The organism is Bradyrhizobium sp. USDA 4510 (assembly GCF_054059095.1).
The window spans coordinates 4,988,527-5,007,853 of sequence record NZ_JBSSBT010000001.1 but is presented as its reverse complement, the minus strand read 5'-3'; the positions used below and the strand labels follow the sequence as shown (position 1 = coordinate 5,007,853).

Genomic DNA, 19,327 nt, shown 5'->3' with positions numbered 1-19,327 from the left:
GATGTTCGATTTTGAAGCGATCTCGCGTGCGATGTCCGGCCAGACCGTGCTCTGCGTCGGCGACCTCATGCTCGACGAGTTCGTCTATGGCGAGGTGTCGCGAATCTCGCCGGAGGCGCCGGCGCCGGTGATCGCGGTCAGGCGCAGCGAGACCAATATCGGCGGCGCCGGCAACGTCGCGCGCAACATCGCCGCGCTTGGCGGGCGCTGCATCTTCGTCGGCCTGATCGGCGAGGACGCCGCCGGCGCGATGCTGGCCGAGGCGCTGGCGAAGGAGGCCGCTATCGAGACCGTGCTGGTGCGCGACGCCGCGCGTCCGACCACGCGCAAGGTGCGCTTTGTCTCCGAGCAATTCTCGACCCACATGCTGCGCTCCGACTGGGAGCTCGCCGCGCCGGCCGGGCCGGCCATCGAGCAGCAGCTGATCGATGCGATCCTGCCGCGTCTTGCGCGGGCCGACATCGTGCTGCTGTCGGACTACGCCAAGGGCGTGCTCACCGCGCGCGTGATCCGCAACGTGATCGACGCGGCGCGCCAGGCGCAAAAGCGCGTTATCGTCGACCCCAAGAGCGCCAATCTCGCGATCTATCGCGGCGCGACCGTGCTGACGCCGAACCGCAAGGAATTCGCCGAGGCGACCCGCAGCCGCGCCGACAGCCAGGACAGTATCGCGCAGGCCGCGCCCGATGCGATGTACCTCGCGGATTGCGAGGCGATGCTGGTGACGCAGGGCGAGCGCGGCATGACGCTGGTGACGCGGGGCGGCGAGTCGATCCATGTGCCGGCGCTACCGGTCAAGGTGCGCGACGTCTCCGGCGCCGGCGATACCGTTGCCGCGGCGCTGGCGCTGGCGCTGGCGGGTGGTGCCGACTGGGAAGGTGCGCTGCGGATCGCGAGCGCGGCGGCGGCGGTTGCGGTCGGCAAGACCGGTACCGCGATCGTCAAGTCCGCCGAATTACGCCGAAGGATCCTGCCGCACGCTTCGCTGGCGGCCGAGGAGAAGATCGTCGCGGCCGGCGGCGACATCGATGCATGCCTCGAGGAGTGGCGCAGGCAGGATCTGCGCATCGGCTTCACCAATGGCTGCTTCGACATCCTGCACCCCGGCCACGTCAAGGTGCTGACCGCCGCGCGCGGCGCCTGTGACCGCCTGGTCGTCGGGCTGAACAGCGACGCCTCGGTGAAGCGGCTGAAGGGCGAGGGGCGTCCGGTGCAGGACGAGCGCGCCCGCGCCGAGGTGCTGGCGGCGCTGGAAGCCGTCGACCTCGTCGCGATCTTCGAGGAGGACACGCCGATCAATCTGATCACGCAGGTGCGGCCGAGCGTGCTGGTCAAGGGCGGCGACTATACCCGCGAGCAGGTGGTCGGCCACGAGATCGTCGAAGCCGCCGGCGGCGAGGTGGTGCTGGTCGAGATGCTGCCCGGCCACAGCACGACGTCACTCGTCGCGCGGGCCCGTGAGGGCAAGGCGTGAGCGCCAGCATGGCATCCCCGGCAGGCGCCGCGGCGTGTCAGGCCTGGCGCGATCCGGCGCGCTGGCAGACCGCGACCGATGTGGTGGCGGTCCTGATCGCGCTGTCGCTGCCGTGGTCGACCTCGCTGGTCGGCATCTTCGGCGTGGTGCTGCTGATCGCGATTGCGCCGACGGTCGATCTGAAGGCGTTCTGGGCGCTGCTGAAGCGGCCGATCTGCCTGGCGCCAGTCGCGTTGTTTTGCCTCGCGCTTGTCGGCACGCTCTGGTCGGACGCGGCCTGGGGCGCGCGATTCTACGCGGTCGGGCCGACCGCAAAGCTCCTGGTGCTTCCGGTCCTGCTCTATCATTTCCAGCGCTCGGCCCGCGGGACCTGGGTGTTCGTCGCCTTCCTGGTCTCCTGCACGCTGTTGATGCTGATGTCCTGGCTGGTGCTTGCCTATCCGCACCTCGCGCTGCGGGCGCCCGCTCCGGGCGAGCAGGGAGTCTTCGTCAAGAACTACATCGACCAGAGCCAGGAATTCACCTTGTGCGCAGTCGCGCTGGCCTATCCGGTCGTGATGCTGCTGCGGGCCAAACGCATCCTGCCGGCCATGTTGCTGATCGCGATCGCGCTCAGCCTGTTTGCCAACATGGCGATGGTGGTGGTGTCGCGGACTGCATTGGTGACGGTTCCGATTATGTTCGCGGTGTTTGCGCTGCTCCATCTGCGCTGGCGCGGCATCGTCCTGATCCTTTGCTCATCCGCCGCGTTATCCGTGGTGGCGTGGTACGGCTCGCCGCAATTGCGCTCGACGGCTGAGTCATTCGAGCGCGACTACACGCTCTACATGCAGCGCAACGAACCGACATCGCTCGGCTTGCGGCTCGAATTCTGGCGCAAGTCACTCGGCTTCTTTGCCGAGGCACCGGTCATCGGCCATGGCACCGGCGCGACGCGGGGCCTGTTCGAGCGCGTCGCGAAGGGCGGTGCGACCCAGGCTTCCGGCGAAGTCATCGGAAACCCCCACAATCAAACGTTGAACGTCGCCGTGCAGTGGGGCATTGTGGGTGTAGCGATACTGTACGCGATGTGGCTCCTGCACCTTTTGCTGTTCCGCGGCGACGGTCTCGTCAACTGGATCGGGCTTCTCGTCGTGGTACAGAATATTTCTAGTTCGTTGTTTAATTCACACATTTTCGACTTTCACGAAGGCTGGATGTATGTACTGGGCGTCGGGGTTGCCGGCGGCATGGTGTTGAAGGGACAAATCCGGGGCAATGCGGAACCTGAACCTCCAATCCGCCCATGATCGCTGGCATGCGCTCCACAGATGCGCTATCAGCAGCCTACTCTCATCCCGAACCCCTAATTGCTGGCAAATTTCCGTTACATGATGCGCCTTTCACGGTTCACTTTGCGCAACTTCCTGATCTTGGTCCATGACGCGCTGGCGACGGCGTTTGCATTGCTCGCGAGTTTTTATCTACGTTTTGAGGGCAGTCAGCTTTCTGATCGACAACCTCATTTGTGGCAGATTCTGCCATGGTTCGTGCTGTTCAGCGTTGCGGTCAGCTACTTCTGCAATCTGACAACAGCGAAATGGCGGTTCACCTCGTTACCAGACGCGGTCAACATACTGCGGGTCGCGGCGGTGCTGACATTGGCGCTTGTCGTGCTGGACTACGTATATTTCTTTACTGGAGCGAGTTCGCACGCCCCAGTGTTTCTCGGCCGGATCACCATCATCCTCTTCTTTTTCCTTGAGGTGTTCGCGCTGAGCGCACTGCGCCTCGGCTATCGCTACTTCCGTTATTCACGCACGCGCCTGCATGCCCGATCCGACAATGCCGCGCCGGCCCTGCTGGTCGGACGTACGGCCGACGCGGAGATCGTGCTGCGCGGCATCGAGAATGGCGCCATCAAGCGGCTCTGGCCGGTCGGCGTGCTCTCGCCGTCGAACGCGGATCGCGGACAGATGATCCGCAACATTCCCGTGGTCGGCGGCGTAGACGATATCGAGGCCGTAATCAGGGATTTCGAGACCCGCCAGCGGCCGATCAAGCGCGTCGTCATGACCCCCTCGGCGTTTGAGCCCGAATCGCATCCGGAAAGCGTGCTGATGCGCGCCCGGCGGCTCGGCGTGATGGTCAGTCGCCTGCCGTCGCTGGAGGGCGGCGACGCGCCGCGACTGACCAATGTCGCCGTCGAGGACCTGCTGCTGCGCCCGAGCCGGAAGATCGACTACGCGCGGCTCGAGACGCTGGTGAGGGGCAAGTCCGTCATCGTGACCGGCGGCGGCGGCTCGATCGGCGCCGAAATCTGCGAACGAGTCGCGACCTTCGGCGCCGCGCGCCTCCTAGTCGTGGAGAACTCCGAGCCGGCGCTCTATGCGGTCACCGAGGCGCTGTCCGCGCGCGACTCCGGCCCCGAGATCGAGGGCCGGATCGCCGATATCCGGGATCGCGAGCGCATCACGCGGCTGATGAGCGAGTTCAAGCCCGACATCGTGTTCCATGCCGCGGCACTCAAGCATGTGCCAATCCTGGAGCGCGACTGGAGCGAAGGGGTCAAAACCAACATCTTCGGGTCGGTGAACGTGGCCGACGCCGCGCATGCCGCGGGCGCGAGCGCGATGGTGATGATCTCGACTGACAAGGCGATCGAGCCGGTATCGATGCTGGGCCTGACCAAGCGGTTCGCCGAGATGTATTGCCAGGCGCTGGACCATGACCTGATGACCGAGGCAAAGGGCAAGCCGCACATGCGGCTGATCTCGGTGCGGTTCGGCAATGTGCTGGCGTCCAATGGATCGGTGGTGCCTAAATTCAAGACGCAGATCGAGGCCGGCGGACCGATCACAGTGACCCATCCCGACATGGTCCGTTATTTCATGACGATCCGCGAGGCCTGCGATCTCGTAATCACCGCGGCAACGCACGCAATGACGCCTGCGCGGCCGGACGTGTCGGTCTATGTCCTGAACATGGGGCAGCCGGTCAAGATCGTAGATCTCGCGGAGCGGATGATCCGCTTGTCAGGTCTGCAGCCCGGTGTTGATATCGAGGTGGTGTTTAGCGGCATGCGTCCCGGAGAACGGCTGAACGAGATATTGTTTGCAAGCGAAGAGCCGACCATTGAGATCGGCGTCGATGGCATGATGGCGGCCAAGCCGAACCAGCCTCCGATGTCGACGTTGCGCAAATGGCTGGTGGCGCTGGAGGATGCAATCCAGAGGGACGACCGCAAGACCATCCGCTCGGTACTTCAAGACGCCGTGCCTGAGTTCGGGTCGAATGCCGCCTGACCGCGCCGCGGTGCACAAGCGCCTCGAAAGCCATTGATGCGCAGCTCCCGAAAAGTGGTTGTCGTCAGCCAGCACTATCCACCGGATCATAGCACGACCGCCCGGATCATGGCCGCCATCTCCGAGCGGATCGCGCGCGAGTCGGATGTGGTGGTGATCTCTGGGATGCCGGGCTCGGCGCGCGCGCCGGCGCCCGGGCGGCCAGCCGTTATCGAGATCAGGAATTGGCTGCCTGGAAAGGCGGCCTTGATCAAGCGAGCGCTGGCCGAGACGCTGTTCACGGGCCGCATTTTCTTTGCGCTATTGCGGCAGCTGCGTCGGGGCGACGTGGCGCTGACGGTGACAGCCCCTTTCGCGCTTCCTTATGCCGTTGCCGCCGCGGCAAGGTTGAAGGGAGCCAAGTCGGCGCTGATCCTGCACGATCTGTTTCCCGATGTGCTCGTGATGGCCGGGCTGCTGCGGCCGTCCTCGCTTGTCACGCGGGCACTGCGAGCGATCAACACGCTGATGTTCCGTGCCTTGAACGTCGTCATCGTGATCGGCCGCGACGCCGAGAAGCTCGTGCTGCGGTATGGCGGAATGACGCCTGACAAGGTCAAATTCATCCCGAACTGGGGCACGCTCACCCCCGCCAACCGTCCCGTCAGCCCGGACAATCCATTTCGTAAGGCTATCACCGCCCGCTTCGTCGTCGGTCTCTCCGGCAATCTGGGCTTCACCCACGATCCGGACATTGTCTTCGGGGCAGCGCGGCTCCTGCGAGCCGAATGCGATATCCATTTCCTGCTCTCGGGATGGGGTATAGGCTTTGCGCGACTGAAGGAGATGCAGGCCTCAGCGCGGCTTGCCAACGTCACATTGGTCGACCGCGTTGCGGACGGTGAACTTGACGCCCTTCTCTCAAGTGCGGACGTTTGGCTCGTTCCCTATCGCAAGAATGTCGCCGGTGTGTCAGTTCCGAGCCGGTTCTACAATCTTCTTGCAGTCGGTCGGCCCGTCATTCTCGTATCTGAGGCTGAGGCCGAGGCCGCACTTGCCGTCAGGGAGAATAGGTTAGGCTGGGTTGTGACACCCGGCAGGCCCGATCAACTCGCCAACGCGATTAGGTTGGCGTCGTGTTCGAAGGATGCCGGCATGGCTGAGCGTGCAGTTGCGACCGCGATGACCTTTACTCCTGAGAGGTCCCTGGCCAGCTACGCCGCTCTGGTTCGGGAACTGCTATCCAATCACGATATGGAGCAGATCGCATGAGTAATCGACGCCCGACGGTTCTTGTGACTGGTGCGAGCGGTTTCGTCGGTCGCCACGTAGTGCCTTTATTGGCTGGCCATGGCTGGTTGGTGCGGCGTGCCATGCGAACTCCGTCGCCGGATGCGAACGATATCATGATCGATACGTTGGGGCCGAGCGCAGATTGGAGCGATGCGGTTGTCGGTGCAAACGCCGTAGTTCACCTCGCAGCTCGCGTTCATCACAAGAACGAAGAGCATGCGATCGAGCTTTACCAGACCGTAAATGTAGAGGGCACGCTGCACTTGGCGCGCGCGGCGATGGCCGCCGGCGTACAGCATTTCATCTTTATCAGCACAATACTGGTGCACGGGCGCAGCAATAGCGGGCGTCCACCGTTTCGCGAAGATGACTTCTTGACGCCCCGTGGCCTCTATGGAATGTCGAAGGCTGCTGCGGAGGCAGGTCTTAAGGAGCTGGTAGCAGGTGGCAGCATGAGGGTCACCGTCATCCGTCCGCCAATGATCTATGGTGCCGGAGCAAAAGGAAATTTTGCGTATCTCGAAAAGGCCGTGAAACGCGGTGTCCCACTTCCTTTAGCGAATATCCGCAACCGCCGGGCCTTCCTATCGGTGGAGAATCTCGCTTCATTCATCCTACACCGCCTCTCGCAGCCAGGGCAGGATTTCGACGTGTTTCTTGTGGCTGATAGCGAGCAGGTTTCGACGCCGCATTTCATCGAACGCCTCGCCCACGCAGCGCAGACTCCTCCACGTTTATTCCGATTGCCCGCGTCGCTTCTTAGGGTGATGCTGACGTTGATTGGTCGAGGTGACGCGTGCGACAGCTTGCTTGGCTCGCTCGAGCTAGATCTTTCGAAAGTTGCCACGACCGGATGGCAACCGCCACTCAGCCTCGATGACGGCTTGAAACGTGTCGTTAGTCCAAGGCTACCTTAACTTAGCGGGAGGAGCGAGACGCGAGAACCGGCGGAGCAGGAGGGTAACTGCGAGCGCACCGACTAATAGTAAGGTAATATCTGCGGTGAACGAATCGAGGGCGACCGAGGCGAATGCGAGCACAACCAACACTAAGTTAAGCACAAAGACCTCGCCGACGACGCGCCACACCGTAAAACCGTTGTTGGTCGCGCGCTGATAGAAGTGCGAGCGATGCGCTGCCCAGAACGGCTCGCGGCGCGCCATGCGGCGAAACAGCGTGACCGTCGCATCCGTCAAATAGTAGAGCGGTAGTAGCAGCGCAGCGGCAAATTGCTGATGCAGGGCAAGCTCGAGCAGGCACCAGCCCAGCAGCAAGCCGATCGGCAGGCTGCCGACATCGCCGAGGAATATCCTTGCGACCGGTCGGTTGAACGGCGCGAAGCCGAGCAGCGCGCCGCACAGCGCTGCCGCGACCAGCGCGGGAGCTGCGGGAACATAGCCGAAGCTGCCGAGCAGGGCGATCGCCACGGTGATCGGCACGGTCTCGGCCGCGGTCATCAGATCGAGCCCGTCCATGAAGTTGACGAGGTTCACGAACCAGAGGCCGGCGATCAACAGCAGCCCGCGTTCGAGCCAGATCGGGCTGGCTGGAACCAGCCTCAGACCATCAGGCGCGGAAAACACCACGGCAGCAACGGCGGCGGCCTGCAGCAACAGCCGCGGAACGACGGGCAAGGAACGGATGTCGTCGGCCAAGCCGACCACCGCGATGAATAGGCAGGCCGCGAAGACAGTGAACGGAACTGTCAGGTCCGGCGATCCGGCCAGCACGATGACGATCCCACCCGCGAGCAGCGTGGCCGCCGTGACCGCAACACCGGCGCCCTGCGGTGTTGGAATTCGGTGCGATGACCGTGCATTCGGTTTGGCCAGCGCTACACGCTGCAGAATCGGTCGCGTCGCCTGGGTTAAGACGGCCGAGATCAATGCGGCCAGAACTGTCGCGATAAACGAGAGTAGGATTTCGGAGCTGCTCATGGTGATAGTTACTTTGATCCTGGGACTTCGATCGGTTCTGTGCCCTTGGCGGCCTTTTCCGGGCTCAGGATCCACACCAGGCCGCCAAACACGCCAACCACGAACGATACCGCGCCGAACAACAGCGAGATGTTGACGCCTTCATTGGCGATCAATCCGGCGTAGCCGAAGGCCAGCGCCATCGTGGCCTCGCGCACGCCCCAGCCCGCGATCGAGATCGGCATCATCGTGATCAGCATCACCGGCGGCAACAACTGGAAGATCTGGCCGAAGGTGACGGGCGCGGTGATCGATTTCACCACGCACCAGGCGATCACGGCGGTCACGACGTGAATGGCGATCGATAGGATTGTGACCCTCAATCCGTGCGTGCGGCTGAACAACACCCGGTTCGCGATGACCGCGCAGGCGTGGATGTGATGCGTCGCCCACCATTGCTTCAGCCAAGCCCACGGCAACACGCCGATCAGCAGGAAGCCAAATCCGGCCGCGAGTGCGGCGAGGTCGAGAAGCAGCAACGCCATCCAGCCGTGGGAATCGGAAATCAGCCGATAGCTCCAGGGCAGGGTGGCGGCGATGACGACGGCGAGGGCGATCAGTCCGATCGCGCGGTCGACGAAAATCGAATAGGTGGCTGCGCGCCAACCCGCGCCGGCGCGCGCGACGAGCCAAAGCCGCACCGCGTCGCCGCCGATCGAGGACGGCAGTGTCTGGTTGAAGAAGGTGCCGATCACGTTGAAGCGCATGGCCTGGCCTGTCTCCAGCGGGGCTCCGCACTCCACGCTGATCTCCCGCCAGCGCAACACCCCGAGGAATATCTGCAGGAACGTGACCGCGATCGCGAGGCCGAGCCAGCCCAGGCTCTCGACCTGGATACGGGAGGCAAGGTCGTACAGATTGACCTTGCGCAGCGAGAAATACAGCAGCGCGGCCGAGATCAAGATCTTGACGGTCGAAAGCAGGATTCGGCGCATTTCCGTTCGGCTGCCAGGTTTCAGAATGTGTCAAAAACAGCGCAAAACGCTTTCGCGCGCCCAAATTCGCCGCCTTGGTATGGTTTCCGCGCCGATCTGGCAATACCCGTACTGGTCCCTATTGCGGCAGGCGCGAAGGGGTGGCTAAAGAGGCCGGAACGGGGGACGGCCGGCCACTCACCGGGGGTTTACGTTACCGGTAAAATCCGACCAGACGCGCGTGGGGGCGCGTGCTACTGCTTGGATAGTGCTTCCGAGGCGACAGGGCCGCCGGCCGCGACCGCCCGGGCCGATTTGGTGTGTCGTCCGCAGGCGGATACGACAGGACTTGCACGACAGGATTTGAGGCATCGATGGATCGACGAATTATTCCCCTGATCATGTGCGGCGGCGCAGGCACGCGATTGTGGCCGGCGTCACGCGAGGTGCATCCGAAACAGTTCCTGTCGCTGTTCGGGGCCCGCTCGACCTTCCAGGAGACGCTGCTGCGAGTTTCCGACGCCGGCCTGTTCGAGCGTCCGATCGTGATCACCAACGAGGCCTATCGCTTCATGGTGCTGGAGCAACTGGCCGAGATCGGCCGTGAGGCCGACGTGCTGCTGGAGCCGATGCGCCGCGACTCGGGGCCGGCGATCGCGGCCGGTGCGGCGTTCGCGCAGAGCCGCGACAGCGAAGCGATCGTGCTGGCGCTGGCCGCCGACCATCTGGTGCGGGACACGGCGGCCTTCGTCGCCGCGTGCCGCGGCGGATTGGTGGCTGCGGACGCCGGCCGCATCGTGACGTTCGGCGTCAAGCCGGAGCGGCCGGCCACCGAATACGGCTACATCAATCCGGGTGAGGTGGTCGCCGGCGAGGTGCGCGCGGTAGCGAAATTCGTCGAGAAGCCGGATGCCGCGACGGCGGCGGGCTATATCGATGCAGGCTATCTCTGGAACAGCGGCAACTTCATGTTCCGCGCCGGCGTGCTGCTCGACGAGTACCGCAATGTCGATGCGGACAGCGTCGCCTCGGTGGAGCAGTCGGTTGCGTCGGCGGCGCGCGATCTCGGCTTCGTCAAGCTCGATGCGCAGGCTTTCGGCGCGGCGAAGGCGATCTCGATCGACTACGCGGTCATGGAGAAGACATCGCGTGCCGCGGTGGTGCCGGTGGCGTGCGGCTGGTCAGACATCGGCTCGTGGCGTCAGGTCTGGGAGCTATCGGACAAGGACAGCCTCGGCAACGCTGCGCGCGGCACTGCGGTGTTCGAGGACTCCCGCAATTGCAACGTTTCGACCGACCGGGCGCTGGTTGCGCTCGAAGGCGTCGACGATCTCGTCGTGGTCGCGACCCAGGACGCCGTGCTGGTGTCACGCCAGAAGGACGCCAACGGGCTGAAGCGGCTGGTCGCGAAATTGAAAGTGGCGGCGCCGGAGGTGACCGAGAACCACATCAAGGTGCATCGCCCCTGGGGCTCCTATCAGTCGGTCGACAATGGCGATCGCCACCAAGTCAAGCGCATCGTCGTCAAGCCGGGCGGACGGCTGTCCCTGCAGAAGCACCATCACCGCTCCGAGCACTGGATCGTGGTGCGCGGTACCGCGCAGGTCACCGTCAACGAGCTGATCAAGACGGTGCACGAGAACGAATCGATCTACATCCCGATCGGCGCGGTGCACCGGCTGGAGAACCCGGGCAAGATCCAGCTCGAGCTGATCGAGGTGCAGACCGGCAGCTATCTCGGTGAGGACGACATCATCCGCATCGAGGATGACTATCGGCGCACCTGAGGCGAACGGCCGCGCGCTCAAGACCGAGTCGCGGGCGATGTAACTCTTTGAATCAAAACGTGTCCGGATTTCGCCGTTGGCATTCGCCACATTTGTGACGCCGTGCTATAGCGGCTGCCAACGAAGCGGGTCGTGATTTGCGCCAAAGGCGCGGATCGGGCAGAGGGGCCTTGGTGCTGATTCCCTCGGAGCCGGGATGGCTCCCTGAGAAGCCGGGACAACCGCCAGAACGTTACTTGGGGTCTACGATATGAATGCAAAAGTGTCCGCGGCCGGCGCGAAAGCCGATATCGGCCGCGCATTGCGCGTCGGCGTGATCGGCGCCGGCGTGATGGGCAGCAACCATGCCCGCGTGCTGGCCGGACTGCCCGGGGTGCTGCTGATCGGCATCGTCGATCCGCTGCCGGAACATCGCTCCCGCGCCATCGACCTGGTCGGCTGCCGCGCCTTCGAAAGCCTCGATCAGCTGTTCGCCGAGGGCATCGATGCGGTGACGATCGCAGCTCCCACCCATCTGCATCACGAGATCGCGCTCGCCTGCATCGCGCGCAACATTCACATCCTGGTCGAGAAGCCGGTCGCATCCACGGTCGAAGAGGGCCGCGAGATCGTCACGGCCGCCGAGCGGGCCGGCGTCACGCTGATGGTCGGCCATGTCGAGCGTTTCAATCCGGCGGTCGCCGCGATCAAGAAGGCGATCTCGGGCGAGGACATCCTGTCGATCGGCATCACCCGGGTCGGCCCGTTCCCGCCGCGAATGTCCAATGTCGGCGTCGTGATCGATCTGGCCGTGCACGACATCGACCTGATCCGCTGGTTCACCGAGTCCGACATCGTCGAGGTGCAGCCGCAGCTCTCCAGCGCCGTCGCCGAGCGCGAGGACATCGCGCTGCTGCAGTTCCGTACCGCTTCCGGCGTGCTCGCCCACATCAACACCAACTGGCTGACGCCGTTCAAGGCGCGCAACGTGACGGTCGCAACCCGCGGCAAGTATGTGATGGGCGATCTGCTCACGCGTCAGGTCACCGAATGTTTCGGCTTCAAGCCGGACGGCAGCTATTCGATGCGTCATCTGCCGGTCGGTCACGACGAGCCGCTGCGCGCCGAGCTGATCGCCTTCCTCGATGCCGTACGTAGCGGCAAGCTGCCGGCCGTGTCCGGCGACGAGGGCGTGGCGAGCCTCGAGATCGCGATCCGCTGCCTGGAATCGCCCGCCAGACCCGCCGCCTCGACGATGCGCAAGGGACCGCGCCGCATCGCCGGCTGATTGTCATTCATTCAATACGTGCAAAGAGCTTCCATGAACCAGCATATGCAGCTTGAGCCCATTCCCTTCATCGATATCGCCGCGCAGCGCCGGCGGCTCGGCAAGTCGATCGATGACGCGGTCGCGCGCGTGCTCGACCATTGCCAGTTCATCAACGGTCCCGAAGTGACCGCGCTGGAGAAGGCGCTGGCGGACTATAGCGGCGCAAAGCATGTGGTCAGCTGTGCGAGCGGCACCGACGCGCTGCTGATGGTCCTGATGGCGAAGAATGTCGGGCCGGGCGACGCGGTGTTGTGCCCGACCTTCACCTTCTGTGCGACCGGCGAGGTCGTGACGCTGACAGGCGCGACGCCGGTTTTCGTCGATGTCGATGAGGAGACCTTCAACATCGACGTCAACTCGCTGAAGCGCGGCATCGCAACGGCGCGCGCGCGCGGGCTGAAGCCGGTCGCCGTGATCCCGGTCGACCTGTTCGGCCAGAGCGCCGATCACGATGCGATCGGCGCCGTCGCCGAGGCCGAGGGCCTGTTCGTGCTCGATGACGCCGCGCAGGGCTTTGGCGCAACCTACAAGAACCGCAAGCTCGGCACCTTCGGGCTCGCGACCGGGACCAGCTTCTTCCCGGCCAAGCCGCTCGGCTGCTTCGGCGACGGCGGCGCGATCTTCACCGACGACGAGGAGCTCGCGCGCACGCTGCGCAGCATCCGCGTGCACGGCCAGGGCTCGGACAAGTACGACAATGTGCGGCTCGGCCTCACCGCGCGGCTCGACACCATGCAGGCGGCGATCCTGCTCGAGAAGCTGAAGATTTTCGACGACGAGATCGCGGCGCGCAACAGGGTGGCGGAGCGCTATTCGCGCGCACTCGGCAACCTCGTCGCGGTGCCGCGCCTTGCCCCGGGCTGTACCTCGGTGTGGGCGCAATACACCATCCGCCTGTCCGACGGCATCGATCGTGACACCTTCGCGGCGGCCCTGAAGGCGCACGGCGTCCCGACCATGATCTACTATCCCAAATCGGTGCACCAGCAGACGGCCTACAGCCACTATCCGGTCGCCGACGGCGGTCTGGCGGTCAGCGAGCGCCTGTCGAAGGACGTCATCGCCCTGCCGATGCACCCCTATCTCGACGAGGCGACGCAGGACCGCGTCATCGCGGCTGTGCGCAGCGCGCTTTCGGCCTGATAGGAAACTTTTTCAGACCGCAATCATGCGCTAGAAGCAGCGCATGCTTGGGCGCATCTTCACCGTCGGCGGCTATACCCTGCTATCGCGGGTCACCGGGTTCGCGCGCGACATCATGCTCGCGGCGATCCTCGGTGCCGGGCCGGTTGCCGACGCCTTCTTCGTGGCGCTGCGGCTGCCCAATCATTTCCGCGCGATCTTCGCCGAAGGCGCCTTCAACGCCGCCTTCGTGCCGGCCTACGCCCATGTCCATGGCGAGAAGGGCGAAGCGTCGGCACGGCTGTTCGCCGACCGCATCTTCACGCTGCTGTTCGCCTCGCAGGTGATCCTGCTGGCGGTGGCGATGGCGTTCATGCCGCAGGCGATGAGCATCCTCGCGCCGGGCTTCACCGAGGACGCGGCGCAGCGCAAGCTCGCGATCGAACTGACGCGGATCACCTTTCCCTATCTGCTGCTGATCACGCTGGTGACGCTCTATGGCGGCATGCTGAACGTGATGCATCGCTTCGCCAGCGCCGCCGCGGCGCCGATCTTCCTCAACCTCGCCATGATGATGACGCTGGCGCTTGCGGCGTTCTTCCCGAGCGCGGGCCATGCGGCGGCCTGGGGCGTCCTGATCTCGGGCTTCCTGCAATTCTTCCTGCTCGCCAGCGACCTCGCGCGCCATGGCGGCCTGCCGCGGTTCGCGCCCTTGAGGCTCGACGAGGACGTCCGCGGCTTCTTCCGCGCGCTGGGACCGGCGACGCTGGGCTCGATGGGCACCCAGGTGGCGCTGTTCGCCGACACCATCATCGCGACCTTCCTGCCCGCCGGCGCGCTGTCGGCGCTGTATTATGCCGACCGCCTCAATCAATTGCCGATCGGCGTGATCGGGATCGCGATCGGCACCGTGCTGCTGCCGGAGATGTCGCGGCGCCTGAGCGCCGACGATCACGCCGGCGCGATGGCCGCGCAGCGCCGCGCCTTCGATTTCACGCTGCTGTTCTCGGTGCCGTTCGTGGCGGCGTTCCTGACGGTCGCCGATCCGATCATGCGCGCGATGTTCGCCCGCGGCGCGTTCTCCAAGGCCGATGCGGCAAGCGCCGGGGCCACGCTCGCGGCCTATGCGGTGGGGCTCATTCCCTTCGTGATGATCCGCAGCGCGGTCGCGACCTTCTACGCCCGCAAGGACACCGCAACGCCGGTGAAAGCGGCGCTGACCGGGGTCGCGGTCAACGTCGCGCTGAAGATCGCGCTAGTCGGCACGCTGGCGCAGGTCGGGCTCGCGCTCGCGACCGCAATCGGGGCCTGGGTCAATCTGCTGCTGGTGCTGATGTTTGCCGTGCGCCGCGGCTACCTCGCGCTCGATCGCGCGCTGATCCGCTCGTTCGGCACCTTCGCGCTGTGCGGCGTGCTGCTCGCGGTCGCACTGTGGCTGACCTCGCATTTCGCTTATGTGTGGTTCGCGCCGATGCAGATCTTTCGCGACGAACTGATCCTGCTGCTGCTGATTGCGGTCGGCGTCTTCGTCTACGCCCTCCTGATCCTCATGCTGTTCGGCCGCGGCTGGCTGTTCGCGCTCCGCCGCGTATAGTTTTACCTGTCAAATCAAATGCATAGGAGGCCGCTGTGTGATAGCGCCGCGCGCGGCGGAAAGCGGTTTGCGCTTCGGCGACAACCACGCCAATATGCGCAAAACACACCAAGGCAATTGGAGAGACGATGGCAGCTCCCATCAAATTCGGCGTCGGACAAAGTGTGCGGCGCAAGGAGGACGACGCTCTGATTCGCGGCAAGGGCCGCTACACCGACGACGTTGCACCGTCTCCCGCATTGCACGCGCTGATGCTGCGCTCGCCGCACGCGCACGCGACCTACACGATCGATGCCGGCAAGGCCCGCGGCATGCCCGGCGTGGCGCTGATCCTGACCGCCGCCGACGTCGCCGAACTCGGCGGCCTGCCGTGCCTGTTCAATCTCGAAACCGATCCGTTCACCGCACCGCCTTATCCGATCCTCGCCAAGGACGAGGTGCGCCATGTCGGCGACGCGGTAGCCTTTGTGGTCGCCGACACCGTCGATCATGCCCGTGACGCGATCGAGGCGATCGACGTCAAATGGACGCCGCTGCCGGCGGCGGTCGGCCTCGTCAATGCGGTGAAGAAGGACGCGCCGCAGGTCTGGCCGGACAAGCCCGGCAATGTGCTGTTCGACGTCTCGATCGGCGACAAGAAGGCCGCCGAGGACGCGTTCGCCAAGGCGCATGCGGTGGCCGAGATCACCATCGTCAATCCGCGCGTCATCACAAATTTTATGGAGACGCGCGCCGCGGTCGCGGAATACGACGCCAAGAAGGATCATCTGACGCTGACGATCGGCAGCCAGGGCAGCCACCGCCTGCGCGAGATCCTCTGCGACATGGTCCTGAAGATGCCGAAGGAGAACATGCGGGTGATCTGCCCGGATGTCGGCGGCGGCTTCGGCACCAAGCTGTTTCCCTATCGCGAATATGCGCTGATCTCGGTGGCCGCGCGCAAGCTCAAGAAGAGCATCAAATGGACGGCCGAGCGCTCCGACCATTTCATGGGCGACGCGCAGGGCCGCGACAATCTCACCACCGCGAAGATGGCGCTCGCCGAGGACGGCAAATTCCTCGGCATGGATGTTGACCTGATGGGCGACATGGGCGCCTACCTCTCGACCTTCGCGCCCTACATCCCGCATGGCGGCGCCGGCATGCTGCCGGGCCTCTATGACATCCAGGCCTTCCACTGCCGGGTCCGCACCGTGTTCACCAACACGGTGCCGGTCGATGCCTATCGCGGCGCCGGCCGGCCGGAGGCCGCCTATGTCATCGAGCGCCTCGTCGATGCCGCTGCGCGCAAGCTCGGCATGACGCCGGACGCCATCCGGCGGAAGAACTTCATTCCGCCGAAGTCGCTGCCCTACACGACCGCGACCGGCAAGGTCTACGACTCCGGCGACTTCGTCGCGCATATGAAGCGCGCGATGGAGATTGCCAACTGGAAGGAATTTCCGAAGCGCGCCAAGGCCGCCAGGAAGGACGGCCTGGTGCGAGGCATCGGCATGGCAAGCTATGTCGAGGTCTGCGGCACGATGGGCGAGGAGACTGCCAATGTGGCGCTCGATCCCAACGGCGACATCTCGATCCTGATCGGCACGCAGTCGAGCGGGCAGGGCCACCAGACCGCCTATGCGCAGATCGTCGCCGAGCAGTTCGGCGTGCCACCCGAGCGCGTCCATGTGCTGCAGGGCGATACCGACAAGATCGCGACCGGCCTCGGCACCGGCGGCTCGGCATCGATTCCGTCCGGCGGCGTCAGCGTGCAGCGGGCGACGCATGATCTCGGCAACAAGCTGAAGGAGCTCGCGGCGCAGGCGCTGGAAGCCGGCGCCGGCGACCTCGAATTCGCCGACGGCCGCATCCGCATCGCCGGCACAGACCGCTCGATCAGCTTTGCCGATCTCGCCAAACGTCCGGGCGGCGATACGTCGAAGATGAATGCCAGCGCGACCTTCGCCAGCGCCGACGGCACTTATCCGAACGGCACCCATCTCGCCGAGGTCGAGATCGATCCCTCAACCGGCATCATCAAGATCGTCAGCTACGTTATCGTCGACGATTTCGGCGTCACGCTCAATCCGCTGATGCTCGCCGGCCAGGTTCACGGCGGCGCGATGCAGGGCATCGGGCAGGCGCTGATGGAGCAGGCGGTGTACAGCCCGACCGATGGTCAGCTCGTCACCGGCACCTTCATGGACTATGCGCTGCCGCGCGCCTCCGACGGGCCGTCCTTCGTGTTCGAGACCCATAACGTGCCCTGCACGACCAATCCAATGGGCGTGAAGGGCGCGGGCGAGGCCGGCGCGATCGGCTCGTGCCCGGCGGTCGTCAACGCGATCGTCGAGGGGCTGCATCGCGAGTACAAGATCGACCACATCGACATGCCCGCCACGCCGGAACGGGTCTGGATCGCGATCCGCGAGGCGCAGCGCCGCCATAATCTCTGATAAATTGTCGCAGGCGGAATGAAGATTCGGCCTGCGGTGTTTTGCAAACCAGGCCGGCCGCAGATCGCGGATCGGGACAGAGCGGAATTGAGGGGTTTAGCCGATGAAGCGGATTGTCGTCGTTGCTGCAATGCTTGCGTTGAGTGCTGGTGCTGTCGTGGCCGACCAGAATCAGGTCAAGCAGACCCAGGCCCAGATGAAGGAAACCGGCAAGAACGCGGGCGCGATAGCGGCAATGATCAAGGGCGAGAAGCCCTATGACCAGGCAGCGGTCGATGCTGCATTGGTGAAGTTCGAAGATACTGCCAAGAAGCTGCCGACGCTGTTCCCGGAAAGCAGCAAGGGCCTTAAGCCGGATGGCGACTATTCCGCCGCGCCGAAGATCTGGGAAGACAAGGCCGGCTTCGAGCAGCACATCGCGAGCTACGCTAAGGCCGTCGCCGATACCAAAGGCAAGGTCAAGGACCTCGACACGCTGAAGGCGGAAATGCCGCCGCTGTTCAAGCAGTGCGGCGGCTGCCACGAGACCTATCGCCTCAAGAGGAGTTGATTGTCATTTGCTTTGATGCCAAGGATTCTCAAAAAATCGCCGCGATCTGTACTAGACCTAGTCGCCGGCCCCTGCTCCTCGGCACGGTCGGGCAGACTAAGCGCGGCAACGGCGTTATTGCAGTCGAGGTTGATCCTCTGCGGCTCGTTGCTGTTGTGTTTCCGGGATTTGGTCTCGATCAAGTCGAACAGATCGGCTAGTGCTCTCCATTCTATGTGGACCATCTTAATGGCTCCTCCGGTCGAGAGACCATAATGTAACCTCGCCCTGCCTTTCCATGAGAACTGTCGATCGTGGCCTGCAATGATTGAAGCCGCAGCATGTTTGCGTTGTGGGTCTTGTCGGGAGTGAAATCGATGTTGCCGCCCGGACTTTGCAATCGTGTCTGGTACTCGCCGCAGCGCGATTTCTGCCCTAAGGACATACCCGCTCGCATAATCGAGATTCCTACGCCGCGTCACTGCCGAAGACTTGCGGCGGTCACGCGCCGAACGGGCCGTGACTAAATAAACCGGCAAGACTTTTGGACGAACCGACTGCTGCGCGACCGTTAGACAGCCGCCACTGACGCCCAGGGGCGCCTGTCGATAATCAGAAGTGTGAGACGATTGGATTGAACAAATAGATGTCATTTGTTCGATGAAACGCGTTTATGTGACGAACAGCTGTATGACGGGAAAGCACCAAGGCGCTTCCCGCATCCACGCAGAGTTTATTCATCTTGGATCAACATGGTCCGGCCGTTTGTCGTCTGGCCACGACCGAAGCGAGCTCGTGCTTTCTTGGCGTCGCGAACGATAGTTTCGAAATTCGGTTGGATGTCCACGCCTACCCTGCCGCAGACATTGCATTTGTATTGCTGCTCAAGATCGGACAGTCGAGCGCTATCAGGCCAGTCTTCCGCGCTGCGGGCAATCCAATATGAAGCTGAAGATAACTATGCCTGATTGGCGGATCTTTGGACGTCGACCGACGCTCGACAGGCGTTTCGTCTGACCAACAATAGAAACCGGTGCGCGAAAATTCTAGGCTATCGGTTGACGCATCCAAGGGTAGATTCGTTTGTGAATAAGCATGCCCGTCGCATCCTTTCGCGCTACGCAACAAAGCACACGGTGACGGTTCCTCGAAGGTCGGTAACTGCTCGCAAGCCACAGCACTTTCTTGGATGAGGTCTACCAAACGGAGGTCAGCCACTCGGGAATTGAACATATTGGCCTAATGGACCAGATGTACTGGGCCGGAACCATAATGTGCGCTCGGAAGTTCATCCAGTTCTTGCAGGCATGATTGCATACGTACCATTTTCTTCAATCTTGCCGCCGCCGCGAGAGTGATCACGTTGAACGCAATGCAAGAATGAGCTGGATAGTCATGCATCAGCACCAAGTTGTAGGAGCGATGAAGAAGGCAGAATGCTTGTTATCGCCCCCTTGCCGCCAGGGCGGCGCTTTGCCAAGGTCGGCCTGATTTCCTTTTTCGCCTTCAGGCTCGGCAGGGACTGGGAGGGCCGTCGCATAATGCTCTTCAGGTTGCCTAGGTGGGCCTGAAAAATAATGCCTCGTCGCATGTAGTGAGTGGCCCCCGCACGTTCACGAACTGAAAGG

At 63.7% G+C, this 19,327-nt stretch carries 13 protein-coding genes; 11 read left to right on the top strand and 2 right to left on the bottom strand.

Translation table 11 applies throughout. The features are described 5' to 3' along the window. The first annotated feature begins 1 nt into the window (after window position 1). The 5 genes from rfaE1 to ACVMDN_RS23270 all read left to right on the top strand — a co-directional run bounded on the left by rfaE1 (window position 2) and on the right by ACVMDN_RS23270 (window position 6,947). The gene (gene rfaE1, locus ACVMDN_RS23290; RefSeq protein WP_456834937.1) at window positions 2-1,474 is read left to right on the top strand and encodes a D-glycero-beta-D-manno-heptose-7-phosphate kinase; all 1,473 of its coding nucleotides are present in this window, start codon (window positions 2-4) and stop codon (window positions 1,472-1,474) included. An 8-nt stretch (window positions 1,475-1,482) separates the two neighbouring features. After that, window positions 1,483-2,763, top strand: coding sequence for an O-antigen ligase family protein (locus ACVMDN_RS23285; protein WP_456834938.1), 1,281 nt, complete (start codon window positions 1,483-1,485; stop codon window positions 2,761-2,763). 81 nt (window positions 2,764-2,844) lie between these two features. After that, window positions 2,845-4,758, top strand: a complete 1,914-nt coding sequence (locus ACVMDN_RS23280) for an SDR family NAD(P)-dependent oxidoreductase (protein WP_456834939.1) — start codon at window positions 2,845-2,847, stop codon at window positions 4,756-4,758. A 108-nt stretch (window positions 4,759-4,866) separates the two neighbouring features. Beyond that, complete coding sequence (locus tag ACVMDN_RS23275; protein WP_456834940.1) at window positions 4,867-6,009, top strand: glycosyltransferase family 4 protein; 1,143 nt, start codon at window positions 4,867-4,869, stop codon at window positions 6,007-6,009. Further along, window positions 6,006-6,947: an NAD-dependent epimerase/dehydratase family protein gene (locus tag ACVMDN_RS23270; protein ID WP_092089540.1), complete on the top strand. Its 942-nt coding sequence runs from the start codon at window positions 6,006-6,008 to the stop codon at window positions 6,945-6,947. The genes ACVMDN_RS23275 and ACVMDN_RS23270 overlap by 4 nt, the downstream gene beginning before the upstream one ends. On the opposite strand, the gene ACVMDN_RS23265 is transcribed toward ACVMDN_RS23270, so the two are convergent. Then, window positions 6,939-7,967 carry an MraY family glycosyltransferase gene (locus tag ACVMDN_RS23265; protein ID WP_456834941.1) on the bottom strand — a complete coding sequence of 343 codons (1,029 nt, stop codon included), beginning with the start codon at window positions 7,965-7,967 and terminating at the stop codon, window positions 6,939-6,941. The genes ACVMDN_RS23270 and ACVMDN_RS23265 overlap by 9 nt on opposite strands. Before the next feature lie 8 nt (window positions 7,968-7,975). After that, window positions 7,976-8,941, bottom strand: coding sequence for a lysylphosphatidylglycerol synthase transmembrane domain-containing protein (locus ACVMDN_RS23260; protein WP_456834942.1), 966 nt, complete (start codon window positions 8,939-8,941; stop codon window positions 7,976-7,978). A 353-nt stretch (window positions 8,942-9,294) separates the two neighbouring features. On the opposite strand from ACVMDN_RS23260, the gene ACVMDN_RS23255 reads away from it, so the two are divergent. From ACVMDN_RS23255 to ACVMDN_RS23230, 6 genes are all read left to right on the top strand, one after another. Beyond that, complete coding sequence (locus ACVMDN_RS23255; RefSeq protein WP_057016706.1) at window positions 9,295-10,707, top strand: mannose-1-phosphate guanylyltransferase/mannose-6-phosphate isomerase; 1,413 nt, start codon at window positions 9,295-9,297, stop codon at window positions 10,705-10,707. A 250-nt stretch (window positions 10,708-10,957) separates the two neighbouring features. Beyond that, a complete protein-coding gene (locus ACVMDN_RS23250) occupies window positions 10,958-11,974 on the top strand; it encodes a Gfo/Idh/MocA family oxidoreductase (protein WP_456834943.1) in 1,017 nt (338 codons plus the stop codon). 33 nt (window positions 11,975-12,007) lie between these two features. Further along, window positions 12,008-13,159 (top strand): DegT/DnrJ/EryC1/StrS family aminotransferase, encoded by a 1,152-nt coding sequence (locus ACVMDN_RS23245; RefSeq protein ID WP_456834944.1) that lies wholly within the window; start codon window positions 12,008-12,010, stop codon window positions 13,157-13,159. 43 nt (window positions 13,160-13,202) lie between these two features. Further along, window positions 13,203-14,732: a murein biosynthesis integral membrane protein MurJ gene (murJ, locus tag ACVMDN_RS23240; RefSeq protein ID WP_456834945.1), complete on the top strand. Its 1,530-nt coding sequence runs from the start codon at window positions 13,203-13,205 to the stop codon at window positions 14,730-14,732. Window positions 14,733-14,860: 128 nt separating this feature from the next. After that, the gene (locus tag ACVMDN_RS23235; protein ID WP_456834946.1) at window positions 14,861-17,170 is read left to right on the top strand and encodes a xanthine dehydrogenase family protein molybdopterin-binding subunit; all 2,310 of its coding nucleotides are present in this window, start codon (window positions 14,861-14,863) and stop codon (window positions 17,168-17,170) included. Window positions 17,171-17,273: 103 nt separating this feature from the next. Further along, window positions 17,274-17,720 (top strand): c-type cytochrome, encoded by a 447-nt coding sequence (locus tag ACVMDN_RS23230; RefSeq protein ID WP_456834947.1) that lies wholly within the window; start codon window positions 17,274-17,276, stop codon window positions 17,718-17,720. The last annotated feature ends 1,607 nt before the right edge of the window (window positions 17,721-19,327 follow it).